At 70.9% G+C, this 24,016-nt stretch carries 20 protein-coding genes; 9 read left to right on the forward strand and 11 right to left on the reverse strand.

The genetic code is table 11. The features are described from left to right. Position 1 precedes the first annotated feature (1 nt). Positions 2 to 307: a hypothetical protein gene (locus BKA05_RS09195; protein ID WP_179531172.1), complete on the reverse strand. Its 306-nt coding sequence runs from the start codon at positions 305 to 307 to the stop codon at positions 2 to 4. Position 308: 1 nt separating this feature from the next. After that, entirely contained in the window at positions 309 to 1,496 is a 1,188-nt protein-coding gene (locus BKA05_RS09200; protein WP_179531173.1) for a 3-ketosteroid-9-alpha-monooxygenase, oxygenase component, read from the reverse strand. 187 nt (positions 1,497 to 1,683) lie between these two features. On the opposite strand from BKA05_RS09200, the gene BKA05_RS09205 reads away from it, so the two are divergent. The 4 genes from BKA05_RS09205 to fadD1 are packed head-to-tail and all read left to right on the forward strand — an operon-like array spanning position 1,684 to position 7,331. Continuing rightward, positions 1,684 to 2,871, forward strand: a complete 1,188-nt coding sequence (locus BKA05_RS09205; protein ID WP_179531174.1) for an acyl-CoA dehydrogenase family protein — start codon at positions 1,684 to 1,686, stop codon at positions 2,869 to 2,871. 38 nt (positions 2,872 to 2,909) lie between these two features. After that, positions 2,910 to 4,013, forward strand: coding sequence for an acyl-CoA dehydrogenase family protein (locus tag BKA05_RS09210; protein ID WP_179531175.1), 1,104 nt, complete (start codon positions 2,910 to 2,912; stop codon positions 4,011 to 4,013). Positions 4,014 to 4,060: 47 nt separating this feature from the next. Next, entirely contained in the window at positions 4,061 to 5,707 is a 1,647-nt protein-coding gene (locus BKA05_RS09215; protein WP_179531176.1) for an AMP-binding protein, read from the forward strand. 55 nt (positions 5,708 to 5,762) lie between these two features. After that, positions 5,763 to 7,331: a fatty-acid--CoA ligase FadD1 gene (gene fadD1, locus BKA05_RS09220; RefSeq protein WP_179531177.1), complete on the forward strand. Its 1,569-nt coding sequence runs from the start codon at positions 5,763 to 5,765 to the stop codon at positions 7,329 to 7,331. Positions 7,332 to 7,437: 106 nt separating this feature from the next. On the opposite strand, the gene BKA05_RS09225 is transcribed toward fadD1, so the two are convergent. From BKA05_RS09225 to BKA05_RS09235, 3 genes are read right to left on the reverse strand one after another with little or no spacing between them, the layout of a single operon-like run. Next, positions 7,438 to 8,916 (reverse strand): LVIVD repeat-containing protein, encoded by a 1,479-nt coding sequence (locus BKA05_RS09225; protein WP_179531178.1) that lies wholly within the window; start codon positions 8,914 to 8,916, stop codon positions 7,438 to 7,440. Between the two features lie 59 nt (positions 8,917 to 8,975). Then, entirely contained in the window at positions 8,976 to 10,082 is a 1,107-nt protein-coding gene (locus BKA05_RS09230) for an NAD(P)H-dependent flavin oxidoreductase (RefSeq protein ID WP_179531179.1), read from the reverse strand. 46 nt (positions 10,083 to 10,128) lie between these two features. Continuing rightward, on the reverse strand, positions 10,129 to 11,769 hold the full coding sequence (locus tag BKA05_RS09235; protein ID WP_179531180.1) for an AMP-binding protein: 1,641 nt from the start codon (positions 11,767 to 11,769) through the stop codon (positions 10,129 to 10,131). A gap of 46 nt (positions 11,770 to 11,815) precedes the next feature. Between BKA05_RS09235 and BKA05_RS09240 the strand changes: the two genes are divergently transcribed. After that, a complete protein-coding gene (locus BKA05_RS09240; RefSeq protein ID WP_179531181.1) occupies positions 11,816 to 12,598 on the forward strand; it encodes a crotonase/enoyl-CoA hydratase family protein in 783 nt (260 codons plus the stop codon). Between the two features lie 75 nt (positions 12,599 to 12,673). Here the strand turns inward: BKA05_RS09240 and fadD8 are convergent, their stop codons facing one another. From fadD8 to BKA05_RS09255, 3 genes are read right to left on the reverse strand one after another with little or no spacing between them, the layout of a single operon-like run. Next, the gene (gene fadD8 / locus BKA05_RS09245) at positions 12,674 to 14,278 is read right to left on the reverse strand and encodes a fatty-acid--CoA ligase FadD8 (protein WP_179531182.1); all 1,605 of its coding nucleotides are present in this window, start codon (positions 14,276 to 14,278) and stop codon (positions 12,674 to 12,676) included. A gap of 59 nt (positions 14,279 to 14,337) precedes the next feature. After that, the gene (locus BKA05_RS09250; RefSeq protein WP_179531183.1) at positions 14,338 to 14,976 is read right to left on the reverse strand and encodes a PaaI family thioesterase; all 639 of its coding nucleotides are present in this window, start codon (positions 14,974 to 14,976) and stop codon (positions 14,338 to 14,340) included. A gap of 1 nt (position 14,977) precedes the next feature. After that, positions 14,978 to 16,021, reverse strand: a complete 1,044-nt coding sequence (locus BKA05_RS09255) for an LLM class F420-dependent oxidoreductase (protein WP_179531184.1) — start codon at positions 16,019 to 16,021, stop codon at positions 14,978 to 14,980. 59 nt (positions 16,022 to 16,080) lie between these two features. On the opposite strand from BKA05_RS09255, the gene BKA05_RS09260 reads away from it, so the two are divergent. From BKA05_RS09260 to map, 4 genes are read left to right on the forward strand one after another with little or no spacing between them, the layout of a single operon-like run. Further along, positions 16,081 to 17,043, forward strand: coding sequence for a Zn-ribbon domain-containing OB-fold protein (locus BKA05_RS09260; RefSeq protein ID WP_179531185.1), 963 nt, complete (start codon positions 16,081 to 16,083; stop codon positions 17,041 to 17,043). A gap of 27 nt (positions 17,044 to 17,070) precedes the next feature. Then, positions 17,071 to 18,144 (forward strand): thiolase domain-containing protein, encoded by a 1,074-nt coding sequence (locus BKA05_RS09265; RefSeq protein WP_179531186.1) that lies wholly within the window; start codon positions 17,071 to 17,073, stop codon positions 18,142 to 18,144. After that, positions 18,141 to 19,301 carry a thiolase domain-containing protein gene (locus tag BKA05_RS09270; RefSeq protein ID WP_179531187.1) on the forward strand — a complete coding sequence of 387 codons (1,161 nt, stop codon included), beginning with the start codon at positions 18,141 to 18,143 and terminating at the stop codon, positions 19,299 to 19,301. The genes BKA05_RS09265 and BKA05_RS09270 overlap by 4 nt, the downstream gene beginning before the upstream one ends. Positions 19,302 to 19,332: 31 nt before the next feature. Further along, positions 19,333 to 20,100, forward strand: a complete 768-nt coding sequence (map, locus tag BKA05_RS09275; RefSeq protein ID WP_179531188.1) for a type I methionyl aminopeptidase — start codon at positions 19,333 to 19,335, stop codon at positions 20,098 to 20,100. Positions 20,101 to 20,118: 18 nt separating this feature from the next. Here map and BKA05_RS09280 read toward each other — a convergent pair whose 3' ends face one another. Genes BKA05_RS09280 through BKA05_RS20290 form a run of 3 tightly spaced genes read right to left on the reverse strand, consistent with a single transcriptional unit; the run spans position 20,119 to position 23,919 of the window. Further along, on the reverse strand, positions 20,119 to 21,363 hold the full coding sequence (locus BKA05_RS09280; protein WP_179531189.1) for a SpoIID/LytB domain-containing protein: 1,245 nt from the start codon (positions 21,361 to 21,363) through the stop codon (positions 20,119 to 20,121). Between the two features lie 25 nt (positions 21,364 to 21,388). After that, the gene (locus BKA05_RS09285; RefSeq protein WP_179531190.1) at positions 21,389 to 22,633 is read right to left on the reverse strand and encodes a cytochrome P450; all 1,245 of its coding nucleotides are present in this window, start codon (positions 22,631 to 22,633) and stop codon (positions 21,389 to 21,391) included. A 47-nt stretch (positions 22,634 to 22,680) separates the two neighbouring features. Further along, positions 22,681 to 23,919 (reverse strand): cytochrome P450, encoded by a 1,239-nt coding sequence (locus BKA05_RS20290; protein ID WP_343045586.1) that lies wholly within the window; start codon positions 23,917 to 23,919, stop codon positions 22,681 to 22,683. Between the last annotated feature and the right edge of the window lie 97 nt (positions 23,920 to 24,016).

The following is a 24,016-nucleotide window of genomic DNA, read 5'->3' on the forward strand; positions in this document are numbered from 1 at the left end:
CTCAGTATCCGTCCTCTGCTCCGATGGTCAGCCGGCCGTCCCGCACAGCGGCCTCGATGCTCGCGCTCATCCGCGGGCAGGCGTGGAAGGCGAGCCGCCCGTCGGGGCTCTCGGCCTTGCGCCGTGCGAGGTCGGGGCACTGCGCGGCGGCCTCGGCGGTCCACTGGACCGACGTGTGGTGATCGCTGTTCTTCTTCACGCCCACCGCCGCCAGGCAGTCCAGGCACTCGACGCGGGTCAGCCGCGCCTGGGTGTAGAGACGCTGGTCCTCCAGCGTCTCGGCGCTGGTGGGGACGAACGAGGCCATCTCAGGTGCCCGACATCAGGGCCGGGTCGTCGCTGCCCTCGGTGTCGCCGGCGGCGTCCTCGGCGGCCTTCTTCTCGAGGTTCTGGGCGACCTCGTCCTGCCAGAACTCGTTGGCCTTGGTGGTGTCGACCTCGAACTCGAAGCGGTCGACCATGTCGGAGGTGATGTCGGCGACGTCGACGTAGTACTGCTCGTACCAGCGGCGCAGCTGGTAGACCGGCCCGTCCTCCTCGCACAGCAGCGGGTTCTGGACCGGCACCTTGTTCTTCCAGATGTGCACGTCCTGCAGGAAGCCCTGGCCGAACATGTCGGCGTACTTCTTGCCGATGAAGTTCGCCGTCTCGTCATCCATGCCCTCGGGCTTCTCGACGAGGATGCCGTACTGCAGGGTGAAGGAGTTGGGGCCCGTGGCGATGTGGGTGTTGACCAGCACGACCTCGGTCTTGAAGCCCTTGTAGTCGGTCCAGAGCCAGTTGATCATGTACGACGGCCCGTAGTAGGTGGCCTCGGACTTCAGGAACAGCTCCTCCGAGCCGTAGCCGCCACTGACGTCCGGGCGCCCCTTGGACTCCATGAACTGGGTGGCCTGCTGGCCCTCGAAGACGTTGCGGAAGCTCGTCGGGAACGCGAAGTGCACGTAGTAGAAGTGCGCCATGTCGACCACGTTGTCGATGAGCTCGCGGCAGTTGGAGCCCTCGATGTGCTCGGTCTCCCAGAACCAGTCGGTGTATTTGCCCGACGCGAGGCCCGGCAGCTCGGGCGGGAGCAGGTCGTGGTCGCCGGCCGAGCCCTCGGGGTCGTACCAGATGAACAGCGACTCGTTGCGGATCGCGGTCTCGTAGCGCTGGGTGCGCGCGCGCAGCGGGACCCGGCGGGCGTAGGGGATCTGCTTGCACTTGCCGTCGCCGCCCCAGCGCCAGTCGTGGAACGGGCAGGCGATCTGGTCGCCCTTGACGGTGCCCTGGGTCAGGTCGCCGCCCATGTGCCGGCAGTAGCCGTCGAGGACGTTGAGCTGCCCCGCGCTGTCCTGCCAGACGACGAGCTTGCCGCCGAACGCCTCGATGGCGTGCGGCTTGCCGTCCTCGAACGATCGGGCCAGGCCGAGGCAGTGCCAGCCGCGGGCGTACCTGTCCGGCGGCGTGCCCTGGTCGAGGTGGCGGGTGCCGGAGGGGGTGGCCGTGCCGGTCATGAGGACCTCCCTGGTCTGTGACGGAGTCGGGGCCGGAGGTGGTCCGTCGTCGGTGACGGTGGACCAAAACGAGAACAGGTTATAGTTTTCGGGACGACGAGGCCAGCGTCACACCCGGTCTCGTCCCCATCCTGCGCCATTCCAGCGTCATCCGAGCGACATCCGCCTCCGCACCCGGGAGCCCTCCATGCACCTCGCCCTCGAACCCGCCCAGATCGCGCTGCGAGAGGAGCTGAGGGAGTACTTCGGCGCCCTCGTCACCCCGGAGATCCGTGCCGGGCTCAGCGCCGCGACCGGCGAGTTCGGCGAGGCGGGCGTCTACAAGGGCGTGATCCGCCAGCTCGGCACCGACGGCTGGCTGGGCATCGGCTGGCCCAAGGAGTACGGCGGCCAGGCCCGCTCCATGGTCGACCAGCTGATCTTCACCGACGTCGCGGCCGACTTCGGCGTGCCGATCCCCTACCTCACGCTGAACACCGTGGGGCCGACGATCATGCGCTACGGCACCCAGGAGCAGAAGGACTACTTCCTGCCGAAGATCCTGGCCGGCGAGCTGCACTTCTCCATCGGCTACTCCGAGCCGGGCTCGGGCACCGACCTCGCCTCGCTGCGGACCAAGGCCGTGCGCGAGGGCGACGAGTGGGTCATCAACGGCCAGAAGATGTGGACCTCGCTCATCCAGTACGCCGACTGGATCTGGATGGCCTGCCGCACCGACCCCGACCTGCCGCGGCACAAGGGCCTGTCGATGATCCTGGTCCCGGCCGACTCCCCCGGCTTCTCCTACACCCCGGTGCACACCGTCGCCGGCGTGCACACCAGCGCCACCTACTACGAGGACGTCCGCGTCCCCGTCGGCAACCTGGTCGGCGAGCTCAACGGCGGCTGGTCGCTGATGACCAACCAGCTCAACCACGAGCGCGTGGCGCTGACGTCGTCGGCTCCGCTGACCCAGTCGGTCAAGCTCGTGCGCGAGTGGGCGCAGCAGACCAAGAACCCCGACGGCCAGCGGGTGATCGACGCCGAGTGGGTGCAGATCGCGCTCGGCCGCGCCCATGCCCGCGTGGAGATGCTCACCCTGCTGAACTGGAAGCTGGCCTCCGACGCCGACCGTGGCGTCGACCTCTCCCCCGCCGAGGCGTCGGCGACCAAGATCTACGGCTCCGAGCTGGCCACCGAGGTCTACCGCTCGCTGATGGAGATCGTCGGCCCCCACGCCGGGCTCACCGCCGACTCCGAGGGCGCGGTCATCGCCGGCCGCCTCGAGCGCTTCTTCCGCTCCTCGCTGGTCATGACCTTCGGCGGTGGCACCAACGAGATCCAGCGCGACATCATCGGCTATGTCGGCCTCGGCCTGCCCGCCGCGAAGCGCTGACCCGCGGCCCCTCTCGACCAGCACCAGGACGGACTGACATGGACTTCTCCTTCACCCCCGAGCAGGACGACGCCGCGGCCCTGGCCGCCTCGATCCTCGACGACCGCGTGACCCTCGACCGGCAGAAGGCCGTCGAGGCCGCCGGCAGCCGCTTCGACCGCGACCTGTGGGCCGCGCTCGGTGAGGCGGGCCTGCTCTCCCTCGCCGTCCCCGAGCAGTACGACGGTGCCGGGCTCGGCCTCGTCGAGCTGTGCCGGGTGCTGCACGAGGTCGGCCAGCGCGTCGCGCCCGTCCCGCTCGCGACGCACGGCGCAGCGGCGCTGCTGCTCGCCGAGTCGGCCGACGCCGACCTGGCCGCTGCCTGGCTCCCGGGCGCCGCCTCCGGCGAACAGGTCCTCACCGTGGCCTTGAGCGAGGAGCGCTCCCACCTGCCCGCGCTCCCGGTCACCACCGCGAGCAGCACCGGCTCGGGCTGGTCGGTCTCCGGCGCGAAGTCGCTGGTCCGCGCGGGCACCGACGCTGCGGCGTACCTCGTCAGCGCGAGCACGGCAGACGGCGTCGGGGTGTTCCTCGTGGCGGCCGACGCCGACGGCGTGCGCACCACCCCCGGCCGCACCAGCGACGGCGACACCGTCGCGCGCCTCGACCTGGAGGAGGCGGCCGGGACCCTGGTCGGCTCGCTCGACGGCAGCACCGCGCGTCGCCTCGGGGACCTGGTCACCGTCACCACCGGCGCCGAGCTGCTCGGCATCACCGAGGGCGCGCTGCGGCTGACCGCGCAGTACGCGAAGACGCGCGAGCAGTTCGGGCGTCCGATCGGGACGTTCCAGGCGGTCTCCCAGCGACTGGCCGACGGCTACATCGACGTGCTCGGCCAGCGACTGACCCTGTGGTCGGCCGCCTGGCGCCTCGCCGAGGGCCTGCCCGCCGAGACCGAGGTGGCCATCGCCAAGCTGTGGGCGGCCGACGCCGCGCACCGGCTGGCGCACACCACGGTCCACGTCCACGGCGGGGTCGGCATCGACCTCGACGGCGAGGCGCACCGCTACTTCACCACCGCCAAGCGCCTGGAGTTCGCCTTCGGCGGCAGCACCGAGCAGGCGCTCGCGATCGGGCGGGTGCTCGCGGCCGAGCCGGCCTGAGACCCCCGGTGGTCGAGCAGCGAGCGCAGCGAGCGGGCCACCCCCCGGTGGTCGAGCAGCGAGCGCAGCGAGCGGGCGTCGAGACCACCGTCCGCGACCTGCTGCTGGCGCGCGCGGACGACACCGGGGACGGGCTGCTCTTCGAGGACGAGCGGCACTCGTGGGCCGAGGTGGTCCGAGAGGGCCACCAGCGGGCAGCGGCGCTGCGGACCCTGCTGGACGACGAGCGCCCTCCCCACGTCGGGGTGCTGCTGGAGAACACCCCGGACTTCCTGCTGACGCTCGGGGCGGCCGCCCTCGGCGGGCTGGTCGTCGTCGGGCTCAACCCGACACGGCGTGGCGAGGCGCTCGCTGCCGACGTACACCGCACGGACTGCCAGCTGGTCCTGACCGACGCCGATCACACCGAGCTGCTCGACGGGCTGGACGACGTGCCGGTGGTCCCCGTCGACGCCCCGGACTGGGCCGACCTGCTCGAGCAGCACGCGGACGCGGGCGCACCCGACGTCACGATCGGTCCGGACGACCTGCTGATGCTGATCTTCACCTCGGGCACCTCCGGCGACCCCAAGGCGGTCCGCGTGACGCACGCCAAGGTGGCCGGGCCGGGCGTGATGCTGGCCGAGCGGTTCGGGCTGGGCAGCAACGACACCGCGTACCTCTCGATGCCGCTGTTCCACTCGAACGCCGTGATGGCCGGCTGGGCACCCGCCCTGGCGGGCGGGGCGACGGTCGCCCTGGCCCGGCGGTTCTCCGCGTCGGGCTTCCTGCCCGACGTCCGCCGCCACGGGGCGACGTACGCCAACTACGTGGGCAAGCCGCTCTCCTACGTCCTGGCCACCCCAGCGCGTGAGGACGACGCCGACAACCCGCTGCGCCTGGTCTTCGGCAACGAGGCCAACGAGCGCGCCATCGACGAGTTCGCGACGCGCTTCGGCTGCACGGTCGTCGACTCCTACTCCTCCACCGAGAACGCCGTCATCGTGCAGCGCCAGCCCGACATGCCCGCCGGCTCGCTGGGCCGACCGCTGCCGGGGGTGGCCGTGCTCGACGCCGAGACGTCGCTGCCGACCGCGGACGCCGTCTTCGACGACGACGGACGACTCACCAACGCCGACGAGGCGATCGGCGAGCTGGTGAACACCGCCGGGTCCGGCGCGTTCGCGGGCTACTACAACGACCCCGGCGCCGAGTCCGAGCGGATGCGTGGAGGGATGTACTGGTCCGGGGACCTCGCCTACCGCGACGCCGAGGGCTGGGTCTACTTCGCCGGCCGGACCGCGGACTGGATGCGGGTGGACGGCGAGAACCTCGCCGCCGCCCCGCTGGAGCGGATCTGGTTGCGGCACCCGGCGGTCACGCAGGCGGCGGTGTACGCCGTCCCGGACCCGGGCCCGCACGGCGTCGGCGACCAGGTGGTCGCCGCCCTCCTGGCCGACCCCCCGTTGGACGCCGCGCAGGTGACGCGTTTCCTCGACGCCCAGCCCGACCTGCCCACCAAGGGGCGGCCGCGCTGGGTCCGCCTGCTCGCCGACCTCGACGAGCTGCCCCGCACCGCCACGACCAAGGTGCTCAAGCGCAGCCTGGCCGACGAGGGCCCGGTCGCCGGCCGGGGCCGGTTGCTCGAGCGCGAGGAGCGCGGGACGACGTACGCCGACGTGACCGATCTGCGCGAAGTGCTTGACCAGGTGTGACGCGCACCATACGTTGACACGCGTCAAATAGAACGTGTTCTACGAGGGGGAACCAGTGGCCGAGAACGTGCAGCAGATGCTCCGGGACCGACTCGAGGACGACGGCACGGCGATCGCGACGCCCGAGCGGACCTGGACCTGGCGGGAGCACCTCGCGGAGGCCTCCGCCGAGGCCGCGGCCGTGCTGGCGGTGCTCGACCGGGAGCACGCCCCCCACGTGGGGACCCTGCTCGGCAACTCCCCCGCCATGCTCCGCGCGATGGCCGGGGCCGGCCTCGCCGGCTACGTGCTGTGCGGCATCAACACGACCCGGCGCGGCGAGGGCCTCGCCGCGGACGTGCGCCGTGCGGAGTGCCAGGTGCTGCTCACCGACGCCGAGCACCTGCCGCTGCTCGAGGGCGTCGACCTCGGTGGTGTGCGCGTGGTCGACGTCGACTCCGACGCGTGGGCCCAGGAGGTCTCCGCCGCCGGGGCGCTGGCGCCGTTGCGCGAGGTCGAGGCCATGGACACCTTCATGATGATCTTCACCTCTGGCACCTCCGGGGACCCGAAGGCCGTGCAGGTAGCCCACCTGATGGTGCTCTTCTCCGGGCTCAACCTCGTCGACCGGTTCTCGATGACGTCCGACGACGTCTGCTACCTCTCGATGCCGCTGTTCCACTCCAACGCGGTGGTCGCGGGCTGGGCGGTCGCGGTGGGCTGCGGCGCGACGATGGTGCCCACCCGGTTCTCGGCGTCCCGCTTCCTCGAGGACGTGCGCCGCTACGGCGTCACCTACATGAACTACGTCGGCAAGCCCCTGGCCTACGTCCTGGCCACCCCCGAGCGCGACGACGACGCGGACAACACGCTGCGGGTGGCCTTCGGCAACGAGGCCAGCGACCGCGACATCGCGGAGTTCGCCCGGCGCTTCGACTGCGAGGTCACCGACGGCTTCGGCTCCACGGAGCTGGCCATCATCATCCTGCGCGAGCCGGGCACTCCCCCGGGCTCCATCGGCAAGGGGATGGACGGTGTGGCGATCTACGACGCCGAGACCGTCACCGAGTGCCCCGTCGCCCGCTTCGACGAGCACGGCGCCCTGCTCAACGCCGACGAGGCCGTCGGCGAGCTGGTCAACACGACCGGGGGCGGCTACTTCCAGGGCTACTACAACGACCCCGACGCCAACGCCGACCGGATGCGGTACGGGATGTACTGGTCCGGCGACCTGGCCTACAAGGACGCCGACGGCTGGATCTACCTCGCCGGCCGCACCGCCGACTGGATGCGCGTGGACGGCGAGAACCTCGCGGCCGGCCCCATCGAGCGGATCCTGCAGCGTCTGCCCGCGCTCAACCGGGTCGCGGTGTATGCGGTCCGCGACGACCGGGTCGGCGACCAGGTGATGGCCGCGATGGTGCTCAACGAGGGCGAGAAGGTCAGCCAGGCGGAGTTCGAGGCGTTCCTGCGCGAGCAGCCCGACCTCTCCCCCAAGGCCTGGCCCCGCTACGTGCGGATCAACCACGACCTCCCGGCCACCGCGACCAACAAGGTGCTCAAGCGGGAGCTCATGGCCCAGGGCGTCTCCGCCGGCGACGGCGAGCTGTGGACCCGCGAGGAGCGCGGCACGGCGTACGCCTGAGGGCGAGCCGGCGTATTGATACGCCGGTTCGGCGGGCTAGCCGCCAGGAACCGACCTTCGGGACGGGTCTGTCGGCGTGGCGCGGACCGAAGGTCGGTTCTTGCGATCAGCGCAGCAGCTTCCTCAGGCCGTTGGTGAGGCGGACGTTGTAGAAGCCCGTGTTGGTGTCGGTGTACCAGACCTGGCCGCGCCTGCGGTCGTACGCCGGCGCCGACATGGCGTAGGCGCCCCCGAGCGTCGGGGGCTTGAGCGCGGTCCCGGGGACCAACGGCTGGTTGAAGTAGCCGACCTCCCGCGGGTGCTCGACGTCGCGGATGTCGAACAGACGTAGGCCCGAGGCGATCATCGAGCAACCGGCCAGCTTCGGGTTGCGGCGCTTGGGCAGCGAGCAGTAGTGACCGGCGTACCCCTGCGCGGGGAACCAGGCTCCGGGATCGCGCAGCTGGTCGCCGCCACGGTTCTCGGGCTGGTGGACCTCGAGGCGGATGTTGGAGACGACCTCCGGAGCGGTCGGGTCCTCGACGTCGATGATGCGCGCGACGCCCACCGGGGAGCCCGGGTAGGCCAGCGCGTTGGTCGCCTCGAAGAAGTCGACGAACTCGTCGATCTCCAGCACGTAGTGGCGACCACCGCGGGTGAACGGCTCGGCGACCTGCGGGATGGAGTGCTCGGGCCAGGTGAGCTTCGACAGGACCGTGATCTCGGGGTCCTCGACCCGGTCCTGGACCTCGGAGACGTCGAGGATCGCGATGCCCCCGTCGGTGACACCCGTCGGACCGGGGTCGCCGATGTTGGCGGCGTACATCGTGCGGCCGTCGTCGGAGAGCCGCAGGCCGTGGTAGTTCACGCCCCACTGCGTCGTCAGCACCTGCGGGTCCGTCGGGTCGGTGAGGTCGACCGCGGCCAGGGTCGCGATCGTGCTGGAGCTGTAGAAGGTCCGCCCGTCCTTCGACCACCCCGACTCGTGCCCCAGCACGCCCGACAGGGTCGAGGAGAGCAGCTGCGGGTCGCGGCAGTCCTCACTGACGTCGTACACGTCGAGCACGCCGGGGTAGGTCGCCGCCGTGCCCAGCACGGCGGCCAGCAGCCCCCGCTTGCGGTTGACCAGCAGCGACTCGTGCGGGCTGACCATCGCCGGCGAGTCGAGCGTGGTGGTGCGCACCGGACGACGCGGCCGGTTCATGTCGAGCACGACGGTGCCCTGGCCGGTGGTCAGGTTGTTCACCACGTCGCGGGGGAAGATCAGCGTGTTGTCGTAGAACGCGCAGGTGTTGCCCTGCTCGTCGGTGTAGCGCAGCACCTTGAAGCCGCCCGAGCCGCCCTCGTGGGCCAGCTCACGGGTGTTGCAGGTGTAGCCCTCCGCAGCACGCCCCGAGCGGTAGTCCGCGCGCGGGACGCGCCCCTGGATGTCGGTCTCGGGCATCGAGCCCTTCCCGCAGCCCGCCTGCGGCACCGGCTTCGGGAACGGGTCGTCCGCCGAGACGGTGCCGCCCTGTGCCACGAGGGTCCCGCCACCGAGGGCGAGGGCCACACCGACCAGGGCCAGGCGCCGCCAGGCTCCACCTGCGCGCGTTGCGTCCGTCACACCAGAAGGCTAAGGCCCCGAGCAGGTGCTCGGGGCCTCGACCGTGGACTGGGAACCGCTCAGCCGTTGACCTTGTTCAGGGCCGCCACGGCCTCCTCGAACTCGGACACCAGGCTGGCCATCACGTCGGCGACCGGGCGCACCTCGTTCATCCGGCCGACGATCTGGCCCACCGGCATCGAGATCACGTCGGGGTCGTTCGAGGCCACGATCCGGTTGTGGGCCTCGGCCACCAGGAGGTTCTGCAGCGGCATCGGCAGCGGCTGCGGCGCACCCTCCTCCGCCCAGGCCTCGGTCCACTTGGTCTTGAGCAGGCGGGCCGGCTTGCCGGTGTAGACGCGGGTGCGCACGGTGTCGGCCGAGGTCGCCCGGGTGAAGGCGGTCTCCCAGGCGGAGTGGTTGGCCGAGAGATTGCGGTACTCCTCGGTGCCGAGCCAGATCGAGCCCGTCCACACCCCCTGCGCGCCGAGCGCCAGCGACGCGGCCACCTGCCGGCCCGAGCCGATGCCACCGGCACCGAGCACCGGCACGTCGGGGCCGACCGCGTCGACGATGTCGGGCGTGAGCACCATCGAGGCGATCTCACCGGTGTGGCCGCCGGCCTCGTAGCCCTGGGCGATGATGATGTCGACGCCGTTGGCCACGTGGCTCAGGGCGTGCTTCGGAGCACCGGCGAGCGCGCCGACCTTGAGGCCCCCGGCATGGCACTGCTCGATGACGTCGACCGGCGGGGACCCGAGGGCGTTGGCGATGAAGACCGGACGGTGCTGCAGCGCGATGTCCACGTGCGAGCGGGCCATCGAGTGCAGCCAGCCCAGGACGCCCTCACGGCCCTCGCCCTCCTGGAGCGGCGGGACGCCGAGCTTGAGCAGCGTCTCGTCGACGAACTTCTTGTGCTCCTCGGGGATGTAGGCCGACAGGTCCGTCGAGGTGCCCTCGGTGGGGATCTTCATCGGCATGACGACGTCGACGCCGTACGGCTTGCCGTCGGTGTTCTCGTCCATCCACGTCAGCGTCCGGTCGAGCTCCTCGGTGTCGTTGAAGCGGACACAGCCCAGGACACCGAGGCCACCGGCACGGCTCACGGCCGCCGCCACGTGCTCGGACGGGGTGAAGGCGAGGATGGGGTACTCGATGCCGAACTCGTCGCAGATCGGGGTGCGCATGTCAGGTCTCTCCTGGCAGTGGTGGGTCGCGGATGGGGGGGTGGTGTCAGCCGGCAGCCGGCGCGGAGCGGTCGGCGAGCGCCATCTCCTTGGCTGCGACGTACTGCGCCTTGCCGGTGGCGTTGCGCGGGATCGTGTCGACGACCGTCAGCGACCGGGGCAGCTTGTAGCCGGACAGGTGCGAGCGGAGGTACTCCCGCAGCTCCTCGAGCTCGAGGCTCTGCCCCTCGCGCAGCTCGACGACCGCGGCGACCGCCTGGCCGTAGGTCGCGTCGGGAATGCCGACGACGAGGGTGTCGTAGACCGCCGGGTGTCCCTTGATGGCCATCTCGACCTCCTCGGGGTAGACCTTCTCGCCGCCGGTGTTGACGCAGTTGGAGCCGCGGCCGAGCAGCGTGACCTTGCCGTCGGCCTCGATGCGGGCGAAGTCACCGGGCACCGAGTAGCGGGTGCCGTCGACCTCGATGAAGGTCGCCGCCGACTTCGCCGGGTCCTTGTAGTAGCCCTGCGGGATGTTGCCGCCCCGGGCGAGTCGGCCGATCTTGCCGACCTCCGTCATCGGGATCGGACGGTTGTCCTCGTCGAGGACGACCGAGGCGGGACCCAGGGCCACGACCGGGCCGTCGGTGCTGATCGCGCCCTTGTCCTGCATCCCCATCCCGGAGAACCCGGTCTCGGTGGCGCCGATCGAGTCGGTGAAGACGGCGTTGGTGAACTCGTCCATCCAGCGCTTCTTGACCGGCGGGGAGAAGATGGCGGCCGAGCTGGAGATGGCGAACAGGCTGCTGCCGTCGTACGGCGTGCCGGTGGCCTTCTTGCGCTCGTACTCCTCGATGAGCGGGCGGGCCATGGCGTCGCCGGTCATGAAGATCAGCTGCACCTTGTCGCGCTCGATGATCTCCCAGGTGCGCTGGGGGTCGAACTTCGGCTCGAGGACGGTGAGGTGCCCGGCGAAGAGGTGCATGAGCAGGCCGGCCTGCGCGCCGCCGTGCATCAGCGGGCTCAGCGGGAAGGTGGTCATCCGCGGGTCCGTGGCCTGCTTGGACTGGTCGAACTCCTCCAACGGCTCGCCGGTGTAGAAGTCGATGCCGCCGCCGAGCACGCGCCAGAAGTCCTCGTGGCGCCACATGACGCCCTTCGGGAAGCCGGTGGTGCCGCCGGTGTAGATGATGTGCAGGTCGTCGGCACTGCGCTCGCCGAAGTCACGCTCGGCGCTCTGGTCGGCCACCGCGTCGGCGTACAGGACGCCGCCGAAGGAGGAGACGTCCGAGGCGTCGTCGGGGTCGATCGCGTCGGGGATCGCGACGAACGTCGTCAGCTTCTCGTGGTTCGGCGCGACCGAGGCCAGCAGCGGGGCGTAGGAGCGCTCGAAGACCACCGCAACCACGTCGGCGTTGTCGAAGAGGTAGTTGAGCTCCCCCTCGACGTAGCGGTAGTTGACGTTGATCGTCACGGCGCGGATCTTCACCGTGGCCAGCACCGCCACGACGTGCTCGATGGAGTTCTTGGCATAGATCGCCACGTGGTCGCCGGGACCGACTCCCTGGCTCTGCAGGTAGTGGGCGAGCCGGTTGGACTCGGCTTCCAGGTCGGCGTACGTCGCGGTGCGATCGCCCACCTTGACGGCGGGGTTGTCGGGGGCGGCGTCGACCGCGTGCTCGAACAGGTCAGCGATGTTGAGGGCCACGACCGCAGACTAGAACACGTTCTCGTTTGTGGCTAGCATCACGGCCATGACTGACTGCCTGGTGGAGCAGGACGGCCACGTCCTGACCGTGACCATGAACCGTCCCGAGCGCCGCAACGCGCTCTCGAGCGAGATGCTGCGGATCATGGAGGACGCCTGGGACCGGGTGAACTCCGACGACTCGATCCGCGTCTGCATCCTCACCGGGGCGGGCGGCTACTTCTGCGCCGGGATGGACCTGCAGAAGGCCGACGAGAAACCGCCCTCGGAGTCCTTCGAGTCCGGCGAGTTCGACCCGTCGGTCATCAAGGGGCTGCTCAAGGGCTTCCGGCTGACCAAGCCGCTCATCGCCGCGGTCGAGGGCCCCGCCATCGCCGGGGGCACCGAGATCCTGCAGGGCACCGACATCCGGGTCGCGGGCGAGTCCGCGAAGTTCGGCGTGGCCGAGGCCCGCTGGTCGCTCTACCCGATGGGTGGTTCTGCGGTGCGGCTCCCCCGCCAGATCCCCTACACCGTGGCCGCGGAGCTGCTGCTGACCGGCCGCACGCTGATGGCCGCCGAGGCCAAGGAGCTCGGCCTGATCGGCCACGTCGTCCCCGACGGCGAGGCGCTGACCAAGGCGCGCGAGTTGGCCGACATGGTCGCCGCCAACGGACCCCTCGCGGTCCAGGCGATCCTGCGGACGATGCGCGACTCCGAGGGCAAGCACGAGGAGGACTGCTGGGCCGACGACGCCCGGGTCGGCGCCGCGGTGTTCTCCAGCGCCGACGCCAAGGAGGGCCCCCGGGCGTTCCTGGAGAAGCGCAAGCCGGAGTTCCAGGGCCGCTGACGCCCCACCACGTCCCCCGAGCGGGTCGAGCCGGCGTATCAATGCGCCGGCTCGACTCGATGCTCGTACGTCGGGTCAGCCGACCGAGCGGTCCCCGGTCCAGAACTGCGCGCGCAGCGCCTTCTTGTCGGGCTTGCCCAGGCCGGTGAGGGGCAGCGCCTCGGTGGCGATGACCTGCTTGGGCGCCTGGACCGAGCCCTTGCGCTCCTTGACCATCTCCTGGATCTCGGCGACGACGGCGTCGGTCAGCTCGTGGCCCTCGCGCATGACGACCACCGCGGTGACGGCCTCGCCGAACTTCTCGTGCGGGGTGCCGATGACCCCCACCTGGGCGATCGCGGGGTGCTCGGCCACAACGTCCTCGACCTCGCGCGGGAAGACGTTGAAGCCACCGGTGACGATCATGTCCTTGGTGCGGTCGACGATGTACCAGAAGCCGTCCTCGTCCTCGCGGGCCACGTCACCGGTGTGCATCCAGCCGTCACGGAAGGTCTCGGCGGTCACCTCCGGCAGCTTCCAGTAGCCACCGGAGAGCAGCGGGCCGGCGACGCAGATCTCTCCCGGCTCGCCGACGGGGACCGGGTTGCCGTCCTCGCCGAGCAGCGCGGTGCGCAGCATCGCGGCAGGCCTACCGCAGGAGGAGAGCCGCGCGTCGTTGCCGGTCGCCACCGCTTCGGCGTGGTCCTCCTTGGAGAGGTAGGTGATGACCATCGGGGCCTCGGACTGGCCGTAGTACTGCGCGAAGATCGGGCCGAACCGCTCGATCGCCTCCTTGAGGCGCACCGGGTTGATGGCCGAGGCACCGTAGTAGACCGTCTCGAGCGACGACAGGTCGCGGGTGCGGCTGTCGGGGTGGTCCATCAGCGCGTAGAGCATCGAGGGCACCAGCATGGTCGCGGTGATCTGCTCCTCCTCGATCACGCGCAGCACCTCGGCCGGGTCGAACTTCGTCAGCACGTGCAGCTCGCCGCCCTTGATCACGGTCGGGGCGAAGAACGCCGCGCCCGCGTGCGAGAGCGGCGTGCACATGAGGAACTTCGGGTTGGTCGGCCACTCCCACTCCGAGAGCTGGACCGCGGTCATGGTCGAGAACGACTGGGCCAGGCCGATGACGCCCTTCGGCTTGCCGGTGGTGCCGCCGGTGTAGGTGATCGAGGTGATGTGGTCGGGCGGGAGCAGGACCGCCTCGAGCGGCTTCGGCTCGAACTCCGCGGCCGCAGCCACGAGGTCCTTGCCGACGTGGGCGAGCTGGTCGGGCACCGGCCCGATGGTGAGGACCTGCTTGAGGCCCGGGCACTTCTCCAGCAGCCCGGCCGCGCGCTCGGCGAAGACCGGGTCGACGACCAGGACGCTGATCTCGGCGTCGTTGATGACGTAGGCGTGGTCGTCCAGCGAGCCGAGCGGGTGCAGCGACGTACGCCGGTAGCCCTGCGTCTGCCCGGCACCCAGGATGAAGAGCACCTCGGGGCGGTTGAGCGCGAGCAGCGCCCCGGCGGTGCCGCGTCCGGCGTCGAGGGACTCGAAGGCCTGCGCGTACTGGCTGATCCGAGCCGCCGTCTCGCCGCCGGTGAGCACGGTGTCACCGAGGTGCATGACGGGCTTCGTGCGGTGCCGCTTGAGGGCGGCGACCATGAGGTGGCCGTTGTGGGTGCCGGTGCGCAGGGTGTCCAGGTCGCTCATGGGGCGAGACTAGAACGTGTTCCAGTTCTGCGCCAGAGTGTCCCGCCAGGGAACGGGTCTCAGGCCCAGGACGGGATGATGAAGACCCCGTGCGCCTCGACCGTGACCGCCTCCGGGGTGCCGAGCGTCGCCTCGACGAAGACCTTGCGGCCCTCCTCGCGCGCGATCCACCCCTCGAGCACGACCGGACCCAGTGGCGTGGGAGCGGCGTACCGTCCGGTGAGCGTGCCGGTCATGGTCACGCGACGATGGCCGTCACTGCCGACCTCGCCCATGAGGTGGTCGAGCAGGAGCATCGTGACGCCACCGTGGACCAGCCCCGGCGGCCCCTCGTACGCCGCACCCAGCTCGACCTGCGCGCGCAGACCTCCCCCGGGCCGCTCGAGCAGCTCCATCGGCGGCGCGATCGCATTCCGCCGGCCGACCACGACGTTGCCCCAGTTCCACGACCGACCCTCGTCGTTGTAGTGGATGCCGAACGGGCCGGGCAGCTGCTCGGACCGCAGCTCCTCGGTCAGCGCGCGCACCCGCTCCTCGACCGAGCGGATGCGCTCCTCCGGCACGGTCGAGCGGATGGTGGCGTCGACCAGACCTCGGACCGCGTCGGTGAGGGCGTCGTACACCTCCTGCTGCCGCTCGACCTCTTCGGTGGGCAGGTCGGAGTGCGCGAACGCGCTGAGCCCGATGACCTCGGTCATGTCAGGCCAGCAGCTCGGCGACCCGACGCACCTCGTCGGGCGTGTGCAGGCTGACCATCAAGGTGGTGACGCCGGTGGACTCCCACTCGGCGACCTTCTCCTTGACCTCGCCCTCGGTCCCGATGATGTGCATGTCCTCGACCAGCTCGTCGGGGATGAGGGCGGTGGCACGCTCCTTCTCCCCGGCGAGGAAGAGACGCTGCACCTCCTCGGCGAGCTGCTCGTAGCCCATCCGCACGAAGACCTGGTTGTGGAAGTTCATCTCCTGGGCGCCCATGCCGCCCATGTAGAGGGCCGCGAAGGGCTTCATCGCGTCGACCGCGGCACGCTTCTCCGCCCCGTCCTCGACGACCTGCAGGTGGCAGGTCGCAGCGATCTCGAAGGTCTCGCGGGTGCGGCGGGCACCGGGGCGGGCGAACCCCTCGTCGAGCCAGTCCTGGTACATCCCGGCCGACTTGGGCGTGTAGAAGATCGGGATCCACCCGTCGGCGATCTCGGCGGTCTGCGCGACGTTCTTGGGCCCCTCGGCGCCCAGCCAGATGGGGACGTCGGCGCGCAGCGGGTGCGTGATCGGCTTGAGCGGCTTGCCCAGGCCCATGGCGCCCTCGCCGGTGTAGGGCAGCGGGTAGTGCGGGCCGTCGTTGGTGACCGGGCCCTCGCGGCGCAGCACCTGCCGGATGATGTCCACGACCTCGCGCGTGCGTGCCAGGGGCTTCTTGAAGGGCTGGCCGTACCAACCCTCCACCACCTGCGGTCCACTCACGCCCATGCCGAGCACCAGCCGACCGCCGGAGAGGTGGTCCAGGGTCAGGGCGTGCATGGCGATGGAGGTCGGGGTGCGACCCGACATCTGCACGATCGAGGTGCCGAGGCGGACGTTGCTCGTCTCCCGGCCCCACCAGGCCAGCGGGGTGAAGGCGTCGGAGCCCCAGGCCTCGGCGGTGAAGATCGCGTCGAAGCCGGACTCGTCGGCCGCCTGCACGAGGTCGCCGTGGTGCGTCGGCATCTGCGCCTGCCAGTAGCCCAGCTGAAGTCCCAGTTTCATGGAGGACACCCTGCCAGAACAGTTGCCATCGGCATAGAACACGTTCTAGTTTTGGGGACATGTCCCGCACCCTCTCGGCGCCGGTGACGGTCGCCTTCGACTACACCCGCTCCACCGGACCCGTCCTCGGCCGGTTCCTCACCGGCCTGCGCGACGGCGTGGTGGTCGGTGGGCGCACCTCCGACGGCCAGGTCGTCGTGCCCCCACCGGAGTACGACCCGGTGACCCACCAGGCCCTCGAGGACTTCGTCGAGGTCTCCCCCGTCGGCACGGTCACGTCGTGGACCTGGGTGCCCGAGCCGGTCAAGCACCAGCCCTTCGACCGTCCCTTCGCCTTCGCGCTGGTCACCTTCGACGGCGCGACGAAGCCGTTCCTGCACGCGCTCGACGTCTCCTCCCCCGACGAGGTGTCGACCGGCATGCGGGTGCGGGTGCGCTGGGCCGAGGAGCGGGTCGGTGCCATCACCGACATCGCGTGCTTCGAGCCGCTGCCCGCGGGTGAGGAGGCCGTCCCGGCGGTCGCGCCGAGCGGCGCGGTCGACCCGGTCACCGGGATCGTCGTGCCGGTCAGCCTCGACTACACCTACGCGGCGAGCCCCGAGGAGTCCGCGTTCTACCGTGGGCTGGAGCAGGGCCGGATCGTCGGCCAGCGCTGCCCCACGTGCGACAAGGTCTACATCCCGCCCAGGGCGGCGTGCCCCTCGGACGGCACGCCGACCGCGGAGGAGGTCGAGCTGTCGCACACCGGCACCGTGACGACCTTCTGCATCGTCAACGTGCCCTTCCTCGGACAGCGGATCACCCCGCCGTACGTGTCGGCGTACATCCTCCTCGACGGCGCCGACATCGCCGTCCTGCACCTGATCCTCGACTGCCCCGCCGACGAGGTGCGGATGGGCATGCGGGTCAAGGCGGTCTGGAAGCCCGAGGACGAGTGGGGCACCACGATCGAGAACATCAGCCACTTCGCGCCGACCGACGAGCCGGACGCGGACTTCGAGACCTACAAGCAGCACCTGTAGCCGGCGGAAGAGACGAGAAGAGACAAGATGAGAGACGTCGCCGTCGTCGGGTTCGCCCAGCGACAGATGAGGGACTTCGACGGGTCGCCCACGTGCGTGGAGCTGCTCGTCCCCCTGTTCAAGGAGTGCTACGAGCAGACCGGCTGGACCCGCCAGGACGTGGGCTTCTGGTGCTCCGGCTCCTCCGACTACCTGGCCGGCCGGTCCTTCTCCTTCGTGCAGGCCGTCGACGCGATCGGGGTCATCCCGCCCGTCAACGAGTCGCACGTCGAGATGGACCTGGCCTGGGCGATGTACGAGGCCTGGATCAAGATCCAGACCGGCGAGGTCGACACCGCGCTGGTCTACGCCTTCGGCAAGTCCTCGGCCGGCGTGCTGCGCCGCACCCTGTCGCTGCAGCTCGAGCCGTACACGATGACCCCGCTGTGGCCCGACACCGTCTCCCTGGCGGGTCTGCAGGCCCGCGCCGGCATGGACGCCGGCCTGTGGGACGAGCGCGCCATGGCCGAGGTGGTCAACCGCTCGCTCACCGACGCGGAGAAGAACGAGTGGGCCGTGCGCAAGGGCGGCTCCTCGGTCGAGGAGCTGCTGGCGCGGCCGATGTACGCCGACCCGCTGCGCAAGCACGACTGCGCCCCGGTGACCGACGGTGCCGCGGCGATCGTGCTGGCCGCCGGTGACCGGGCGCGCGAGGTCTGCGACCGGCCGGCGTGGATCACCGGCCTGTCGACGTACGTCGACGAGATGACGATGTCGCGCGACCTCACCGGCTCCGCGTCGGCCCGTCGCTGCGCCGAGGCCCTGGACCTCGGCGGCGTCGACACCGCCGAGCTGCACGCGCCGTTCAGCCACCAGGAGCTGGTGCTGCGTCGGGAGGCCGGCCTGGCCGACGACGTGACGATCAACCCCTCGGGCGGGGCGCTGGCCAGCAACCCGATGTTCTCCGCCGGCGGCATCCGCGTGGGCGAGGCCGCCCGCCGGATCTGGGCCGGCGACTCCGACAAGGCGCTCGCGCACGCGACCAGCGGTCCGGCGCTGCAGCAGAACTTCATGTGCACTCTCGAGGTCTCGACGGGCTCGACCACCGGAGGTAACCGATGAGCAAGCAGCCCGCCGCGGTGATCGGCGTCGGCCAGACCCACCACCGCGCCCAGCGCAAGGACGTCTCGATGGCCGGCCTGTGCCGCGAGGCCATCGACCGGGCCCTGCTCGACGCGAACATGACCCTCGACGACATCGACGCGATCGTCGTCGGCAAGGCGCCGGACCTCTTCGAGGGCGTGATGATGCCCGAGCTGTTCCTCGCCGAGGCGCTCGGCGCTGCCGGCAAGCCGCTGCTGCGCGTGCACACGGCCGGCTCGGTGGGCGGGTCCACCGCCATCGTCGCCTCCTCGCTGGTGCAGGCCGGCGTCCACAAGCGGGTGCTGACCGTGGCCTACGAGAAGCAGTCGGAGTCCAACGCCATGTGGGCGCTCTCGGTCCCCGTGCCGTTCAACATGCCGGTCCACGCCGGCGCGGGCGGCTACTTCGCGCCGCACGTGCGCTCCTACATCCGGCGTTCTGGGGCACCCACCCACGTGGGGGCGATCGTGGCCGCCAAGGACCGCACCAACGCGCTGAAGAACCCCTACGCGCACCTGCGCGAGGAGAAGACCGTCGAGCAGGTGCTGTCCTCCCAGATGCTGTGGGACCCGATCCGCTACGACGAGACCTGCCCGTCCTCCGACGGCGCGTGCGCCCTGGTGATCGTCGACGAGGACACTGCGCGGTCGTCCTCGAACCCGGCGTGGATCCACGGCACCGTGATGCGCTCGGAGGCCACGACCGCCGCCGAGCGCGACCAGGTCAACCCGCAGGCCTCCCGCGACGCCGCGGCGGCGCTGTGGAAGCAGGCCGGCATCACCTCCCCGATCGACGAGATCGACGCCGCCGAGATCTACGTGCCGTTCTCGTGGTTCGAGCCGATGTGGCTGGAGTCGCTCGGCTTCGCCGAGGAGTACGGCGGGTGGAAGCTCACCGAGTCCGGCGCGACGGCCATGGACGGCCGGATCCCGGTCAACTGCTCCGGTGGCGTGATGTCCTCGAACCCCATCGGCGCCTCGGGGATGCTGCGCTTCGGCGAGGCGGCGCTGCAGGTCCGCGGGGCGGCCGGGGAGCACCAGGTCGACGGTGCGCGTCGGGCGCTCGGGCACGCCTACGGCGGCGGCTCGCAGTTCTTCGCGATGTGGGTCGTGGGCTCCCAGAAGCCGAGCAACTGAGCACGCTCGCGCTCTCGGTAGGGTCGGCGTCATGATCGAGCTCAGGACGCCGACCCAGATCGAGCAGATGCGCCCCGCCGGGCGCTTCGTGGCCTCCGTGCTGACCGCACTGGCCCAGAAGGCCGCGCCGGGGGTCAACCTGCTCGAGCTGGACGCCCTCGCGCACGACATGATCCGCGAGGCCGGCGCGGAGTCCTGCTACATCGACTACCACCCCTCCTTCGGCGCCTCGCCCTTCGGCAAGGTGCTGTGCACGTCGGTCAACGACGCGGTGCTGCACGGCCTCCCCCACGACTACGTCCTGGCCGACGGCGACCTGCTCTCGGTCGACTTCGCCGCCTCGGTCGACGGCTGGGTCTCCGACTCGGCCCTCTCGGTGGTCGTCGGCACCCCGCGCGAGGAGGACCTGCGCCTCATCGACGTGACCACGCGGGCGCTCGAGGCCGCGATCGCCCAGGCCCGTCCCGGGAACCGGATCGGCGACATCTCGGCCGCCATCGCGGGCGTCGCGCGCGAGGCAGGCCTGTCGATCAACACCCAGTTCGGCGGCCACGGCGTCGGTCGCACCATGCACGGCGACCCGCACATCCCCAACGACGGTCGCGCCGGACGCGGGTTCAAGCTGCAGCCCGGCCTGGTGATCGCCATCGAGCCGTGGTTCCTGCACACCACCGACGAGATCTACACCGACGCCGACGGGTGGACCCTGCGCAGTGCCGACGGGTCCCGCGGCGCCCACATGGAGCACACGGTCGCCATCACCGAGGACGGGCCGCTGATCCTCACGGCGCGCGACTGAGCCCGCGCCGCCGGGGGCTCACCAGCGTCGGCGAGCACCGACGAGGGTGAACCACCGCTCCTTGAGCCCGAGGGCGGCCTTGAGCTCCGCCGCGGGCACGGTGACCGCACCGGCGGTGCCGACCAGGCGGACGCCGAGCACCCGGCCGCCCCACTCGCCGCCGCCCTCCCGGGCGAGCACGCGGATGCCGGTGAGCTCGCCGAGCGCCGGCCAGCGGCTCTCGAGGGTGTCGTCGGCGATGCGGCGCATCCAGGTGTGGTTCGGGTTCGGCGCCCAGTCGTCCCAGGGGTCACGCCGGTCGACCAGGTACGGGACGCCGTCGACCCCGAGGGACCGGCCGCCGTTGCTGGAGGAGTACATCGTGAGTGCCGGAGCCCCCTGCCAGGTCAGGATCGTCCCCGCGGTGGCCGACACCGCGGCCGAGCCGGCCGCGGTCTCACCGGCTGCTCCGCCGTACACCTGGCAGGCGGTGGTGTCGCACACGTCGTAGGTGCGACCGGCCGCCCCTGCCCGCGCACGCACCGCGTAGGTCCGCGCCGCTACCGCCTGGGCGGCGATCGCCGCCGCGGGCCACGATGCCGGCATCTCGCGGGTCACGACCCCGCGCACGTAGTCCTCCAGGCCCAGCACGTTGACCGTGTCACGCCCCTCGGACCCGGGCACGGAGAGGAGCCGGCCGCGGTAGCCCGTCTCCCCCGCCGGCGTGACGAGCACGACCGGCGCAGCGCCCGCGGTGAAGCCCGCTCCGACCGACACCGGGCGGTCCTTGCGCCAACGGACCACGCCGCCCTTCGTCGTACGACGCTGCAGGACCGTGCCCGAGGCCGTCGGGACGATGCGCCACTGGTCGGTCACGCCGGAGGGCAGCACGAAGGCTGCCCCGCCGTCGAGCAGGGTCAGGCCGGGCTGGTGGCGGACGACCAGGTCGGGCGTGATGTCCGCGGTGACGAGCACGCGCATCTCGCCGTCGGCGTGGCCCGTGGCGGTGCCGGGGTAGTAGAAGTCGAGGATCTCGTGCCAGGTGAGCCCGGACGTGGCGGCGCCGCCGGCGCCGTACTGGCTCATCCCGTGGCCGTGCCCCCAGCCGTGGCCGCGCAGCACGACCCAGGCCCGCTGCGGCACCGCCACCAGGTCAGTGCGGTGCCGCTCGCGGGCCGGCACCTGCTCCACCACGGCCTCGTCGCCCCGCGGCACCGCCTGCGCCGGCCAGGGAGTGCCGACCAGCAGGAGGATCGCCACGAGCAGCCGAGAGGAGCGGGTCACCCCGTTTCCATCGGCAGCGCAGGGCTCAGGTGTAGGAGACCTGCAGGTCCTTGATGCCGTTGACCCAGGAGTGGCGCAGTCGCGCCGGCTCGGCCAGGCGGCTGATGTCCGGGGCGAGGTCGGCCAAGGCGTGGAAGATCAGTCGGATCTCCTGGCGCGCCAGGTTGGCTCCGAGGCAGTAGTGCGCGCCGTGACCGCCGAACCCGAGCTGCGGGTTGGGGTCACGGGTGATGTCGAAGCGGAACGGGTCGGTGAAGACGTCCTCGTCGAAGTTGGCGCTGGCGTAGAACAGACCCACGCGCTGGCTTTTCGCCACCGCGACGCCGCCCACCTCGGTGTCGGTCAGCGCGGTGCGCTGGAAGACGCTGATCGGGCTGGCCCACCGGACGACCTCGTCGACCATCGTGTCCGGCCGCTCGGCCTTCCACAGCTCCCACTGCTCGGGGTTGTCGAAGAACGCGTTCATCCCGTGGGTGATGGCGTTGCGCGTGGTCTCGTTGCCGGCGACCGCCAGCAGGATCACGAAGAAGCCGAACTCGTCGTCGGTGAGGCCGCGGTCCCCCATGTGCGCGTTGACGAGCTTGGTGACGATGTCGTCGCGCGGGTTGGCCTTGCGGTCGGCCGCCATCATCATCGCGTAGGCGAGGATCTCGGCCGCCGCCACGTCGGGCTCGCCCTGGATGTCGGGGTCGTCGGAGGCGAGCATCTGGTTGGACCAGTCGAAGATCTTGTGCCGGTCCTCCTGCGGGACGCCGATGAGGTCGGCGATCGCCTGCAGCGGCAGCTCGGCGGCCACCTGCTCGACGAAGTTGCCGCTGCCCTGCTTCACCGCGTCACCCACGATCTGGCGCGACCGCGACTGCATCGTCTCCTCGAGCTCGGCGATCGAGCGGGGCGTGAATCCACGACTGACGATCGCCCGGTGCTGCGTGTGGTGCGGGGGGTCCTGGTTGAGCAGGATCGTGCGCTGCAGCTCGATCTGCTCGCGCTGCATCCCCTCGGAGAAGCGGATGATCGCCCCGTTCTCCTCCGTCGACCAGTCCTTGGAGTTCTTCGAGACCGCCGCGACGTCGGCGTGACGGGTCACCGCGAAGTACCCGGATCCCGACTCGGCCGACATGCCGTCGTACGTGCCGGGGGCCTGCTCGACCCACGTGACCGGGAACTGCTGACGGGCGGCACGGAACGAGTCGTGCGGGATCCCCCGCTCCAGCAGGAACGGGTCGGTGAAGTCGGTGAAGCCCTCGGGCAGGACGTCGGCGACGGACATGGAACTCCTCAGATGGGCGTGGCGGGACGGACGTGACGCGAGTGGCGTCAGCGGTGGTAGGCGACAGGCAGGCTCTTGACGCCGTTGAGCCAGCCGCTGCGCAGCCGGTCGGGCTCGCCGAGAAGCTCGACGCGCACGCCGCTGTCGGCGATGGCGTTGAAGATGAGGTCGACCTCCATGCGGGCGAGGTTGGCGCCGATGCAGTAGTGCGCACCGTGGCCGCCGAATGCCTGGTGGGGGTTGTGCTCACGCAACACGTCGAAGGTGAAGGGGTCCTCGAACACGTCCTCGTCGAAGTTGGCGCTGGCGTAGAGCAGCCCCACCCGCTCCCCGGCCGGGATCGTCACCCCTCCGACCTCGACGTCACGCAGAGCGGTGCGCTGGAAGGCCGTCACCGGCGTGGCCCACCGGATGATCTCGTCGGTGGCGGTGGCCGGGCGCTGGGCGACGAATGTGTCCCACTGGTCGGGGTTCGTGGCGAAGGCGTGCATGCCCCAGGTGATCGCGTTGCGCGTGGTCTCGTTGCCGGCCACGGCCAGCAGGATCATGAAGAAGCCGAACTCGTCGTCGGTGAGCCCCCGACCGTCGACGTCCGCGGTCACCAGCTTGGTGACGATGTCGTCCTGCGGGTTCTTGCGGCGCTCGTCGGCCAGCGCCATCGAGTAGGCCAGGATCTCCATGAAGGCGACCATCTGGTCGCCCTCGACCGTCGGGTCGTCGTAGGACATCATCTGGTTCGACCACTCGAAGAGCTTGCCGCGGTCCTCCTGCGGCACCCCGAGCAGGTCGGCGATCGCCTGGAGCGGCAGCTCGGCGGCCACCTGCTCGACGAAGTCGCCGCTGCCGGACTCCACCGCGTCGGCGAAGATCTTCTGCGCCCGAGCCTTCAGGTCGTCGTGCAGCGCGTTGATCGCGCGCGGGGTGAACGCACGGGAGACGATCTGGCGCAGCTTGGTGTGGTCGGGCGCGTCGTGGTTGATCAGCAGGAAGCCGGACTGCTCCCGCTCCTCCTTGGTCATCCCGGGCGCGAACCGCATGATCACGCCGTTGGCCTGGGTGGAGAAGTCGGTCTGGTTCTTCGACACCGCCGCGACGTCCGCGTGCTTGCTCAGCGCCCAGTACCCCTGGTGGTCGGGGAACCCGGCGCGCGCGTCCTCGTCCTGCGCCACGAAGGACACCGGGGCGGTGCGGCGCATCGCCAGCATCTCCTCGTGCGGCACGCGCTCGGCGAGCACGTCCGGGTCGGTCGGGTCGAAGGCGGCGAGCGGGGTGTCGGCGATCGTCACAGGGTGCTCCCTCGGTGGTGGCGGTCGCGCCGTGGTGGGGCGCTGGGTGCGTGCGGGTCGTGGGTGGTGCGCAGGTCGTGGAGCGTCCGCACCTGCG

The sequence above is a fragment of the Nocardioides marinus genome (assembly GCF_013408145.1).
GTDB classification, from domain to species: Bacteria; Actinomycetota; Actinomycetes; order Propionibacteriales; family Nocardioidaceae; genus Nocardioides; species Nocardioides marinus.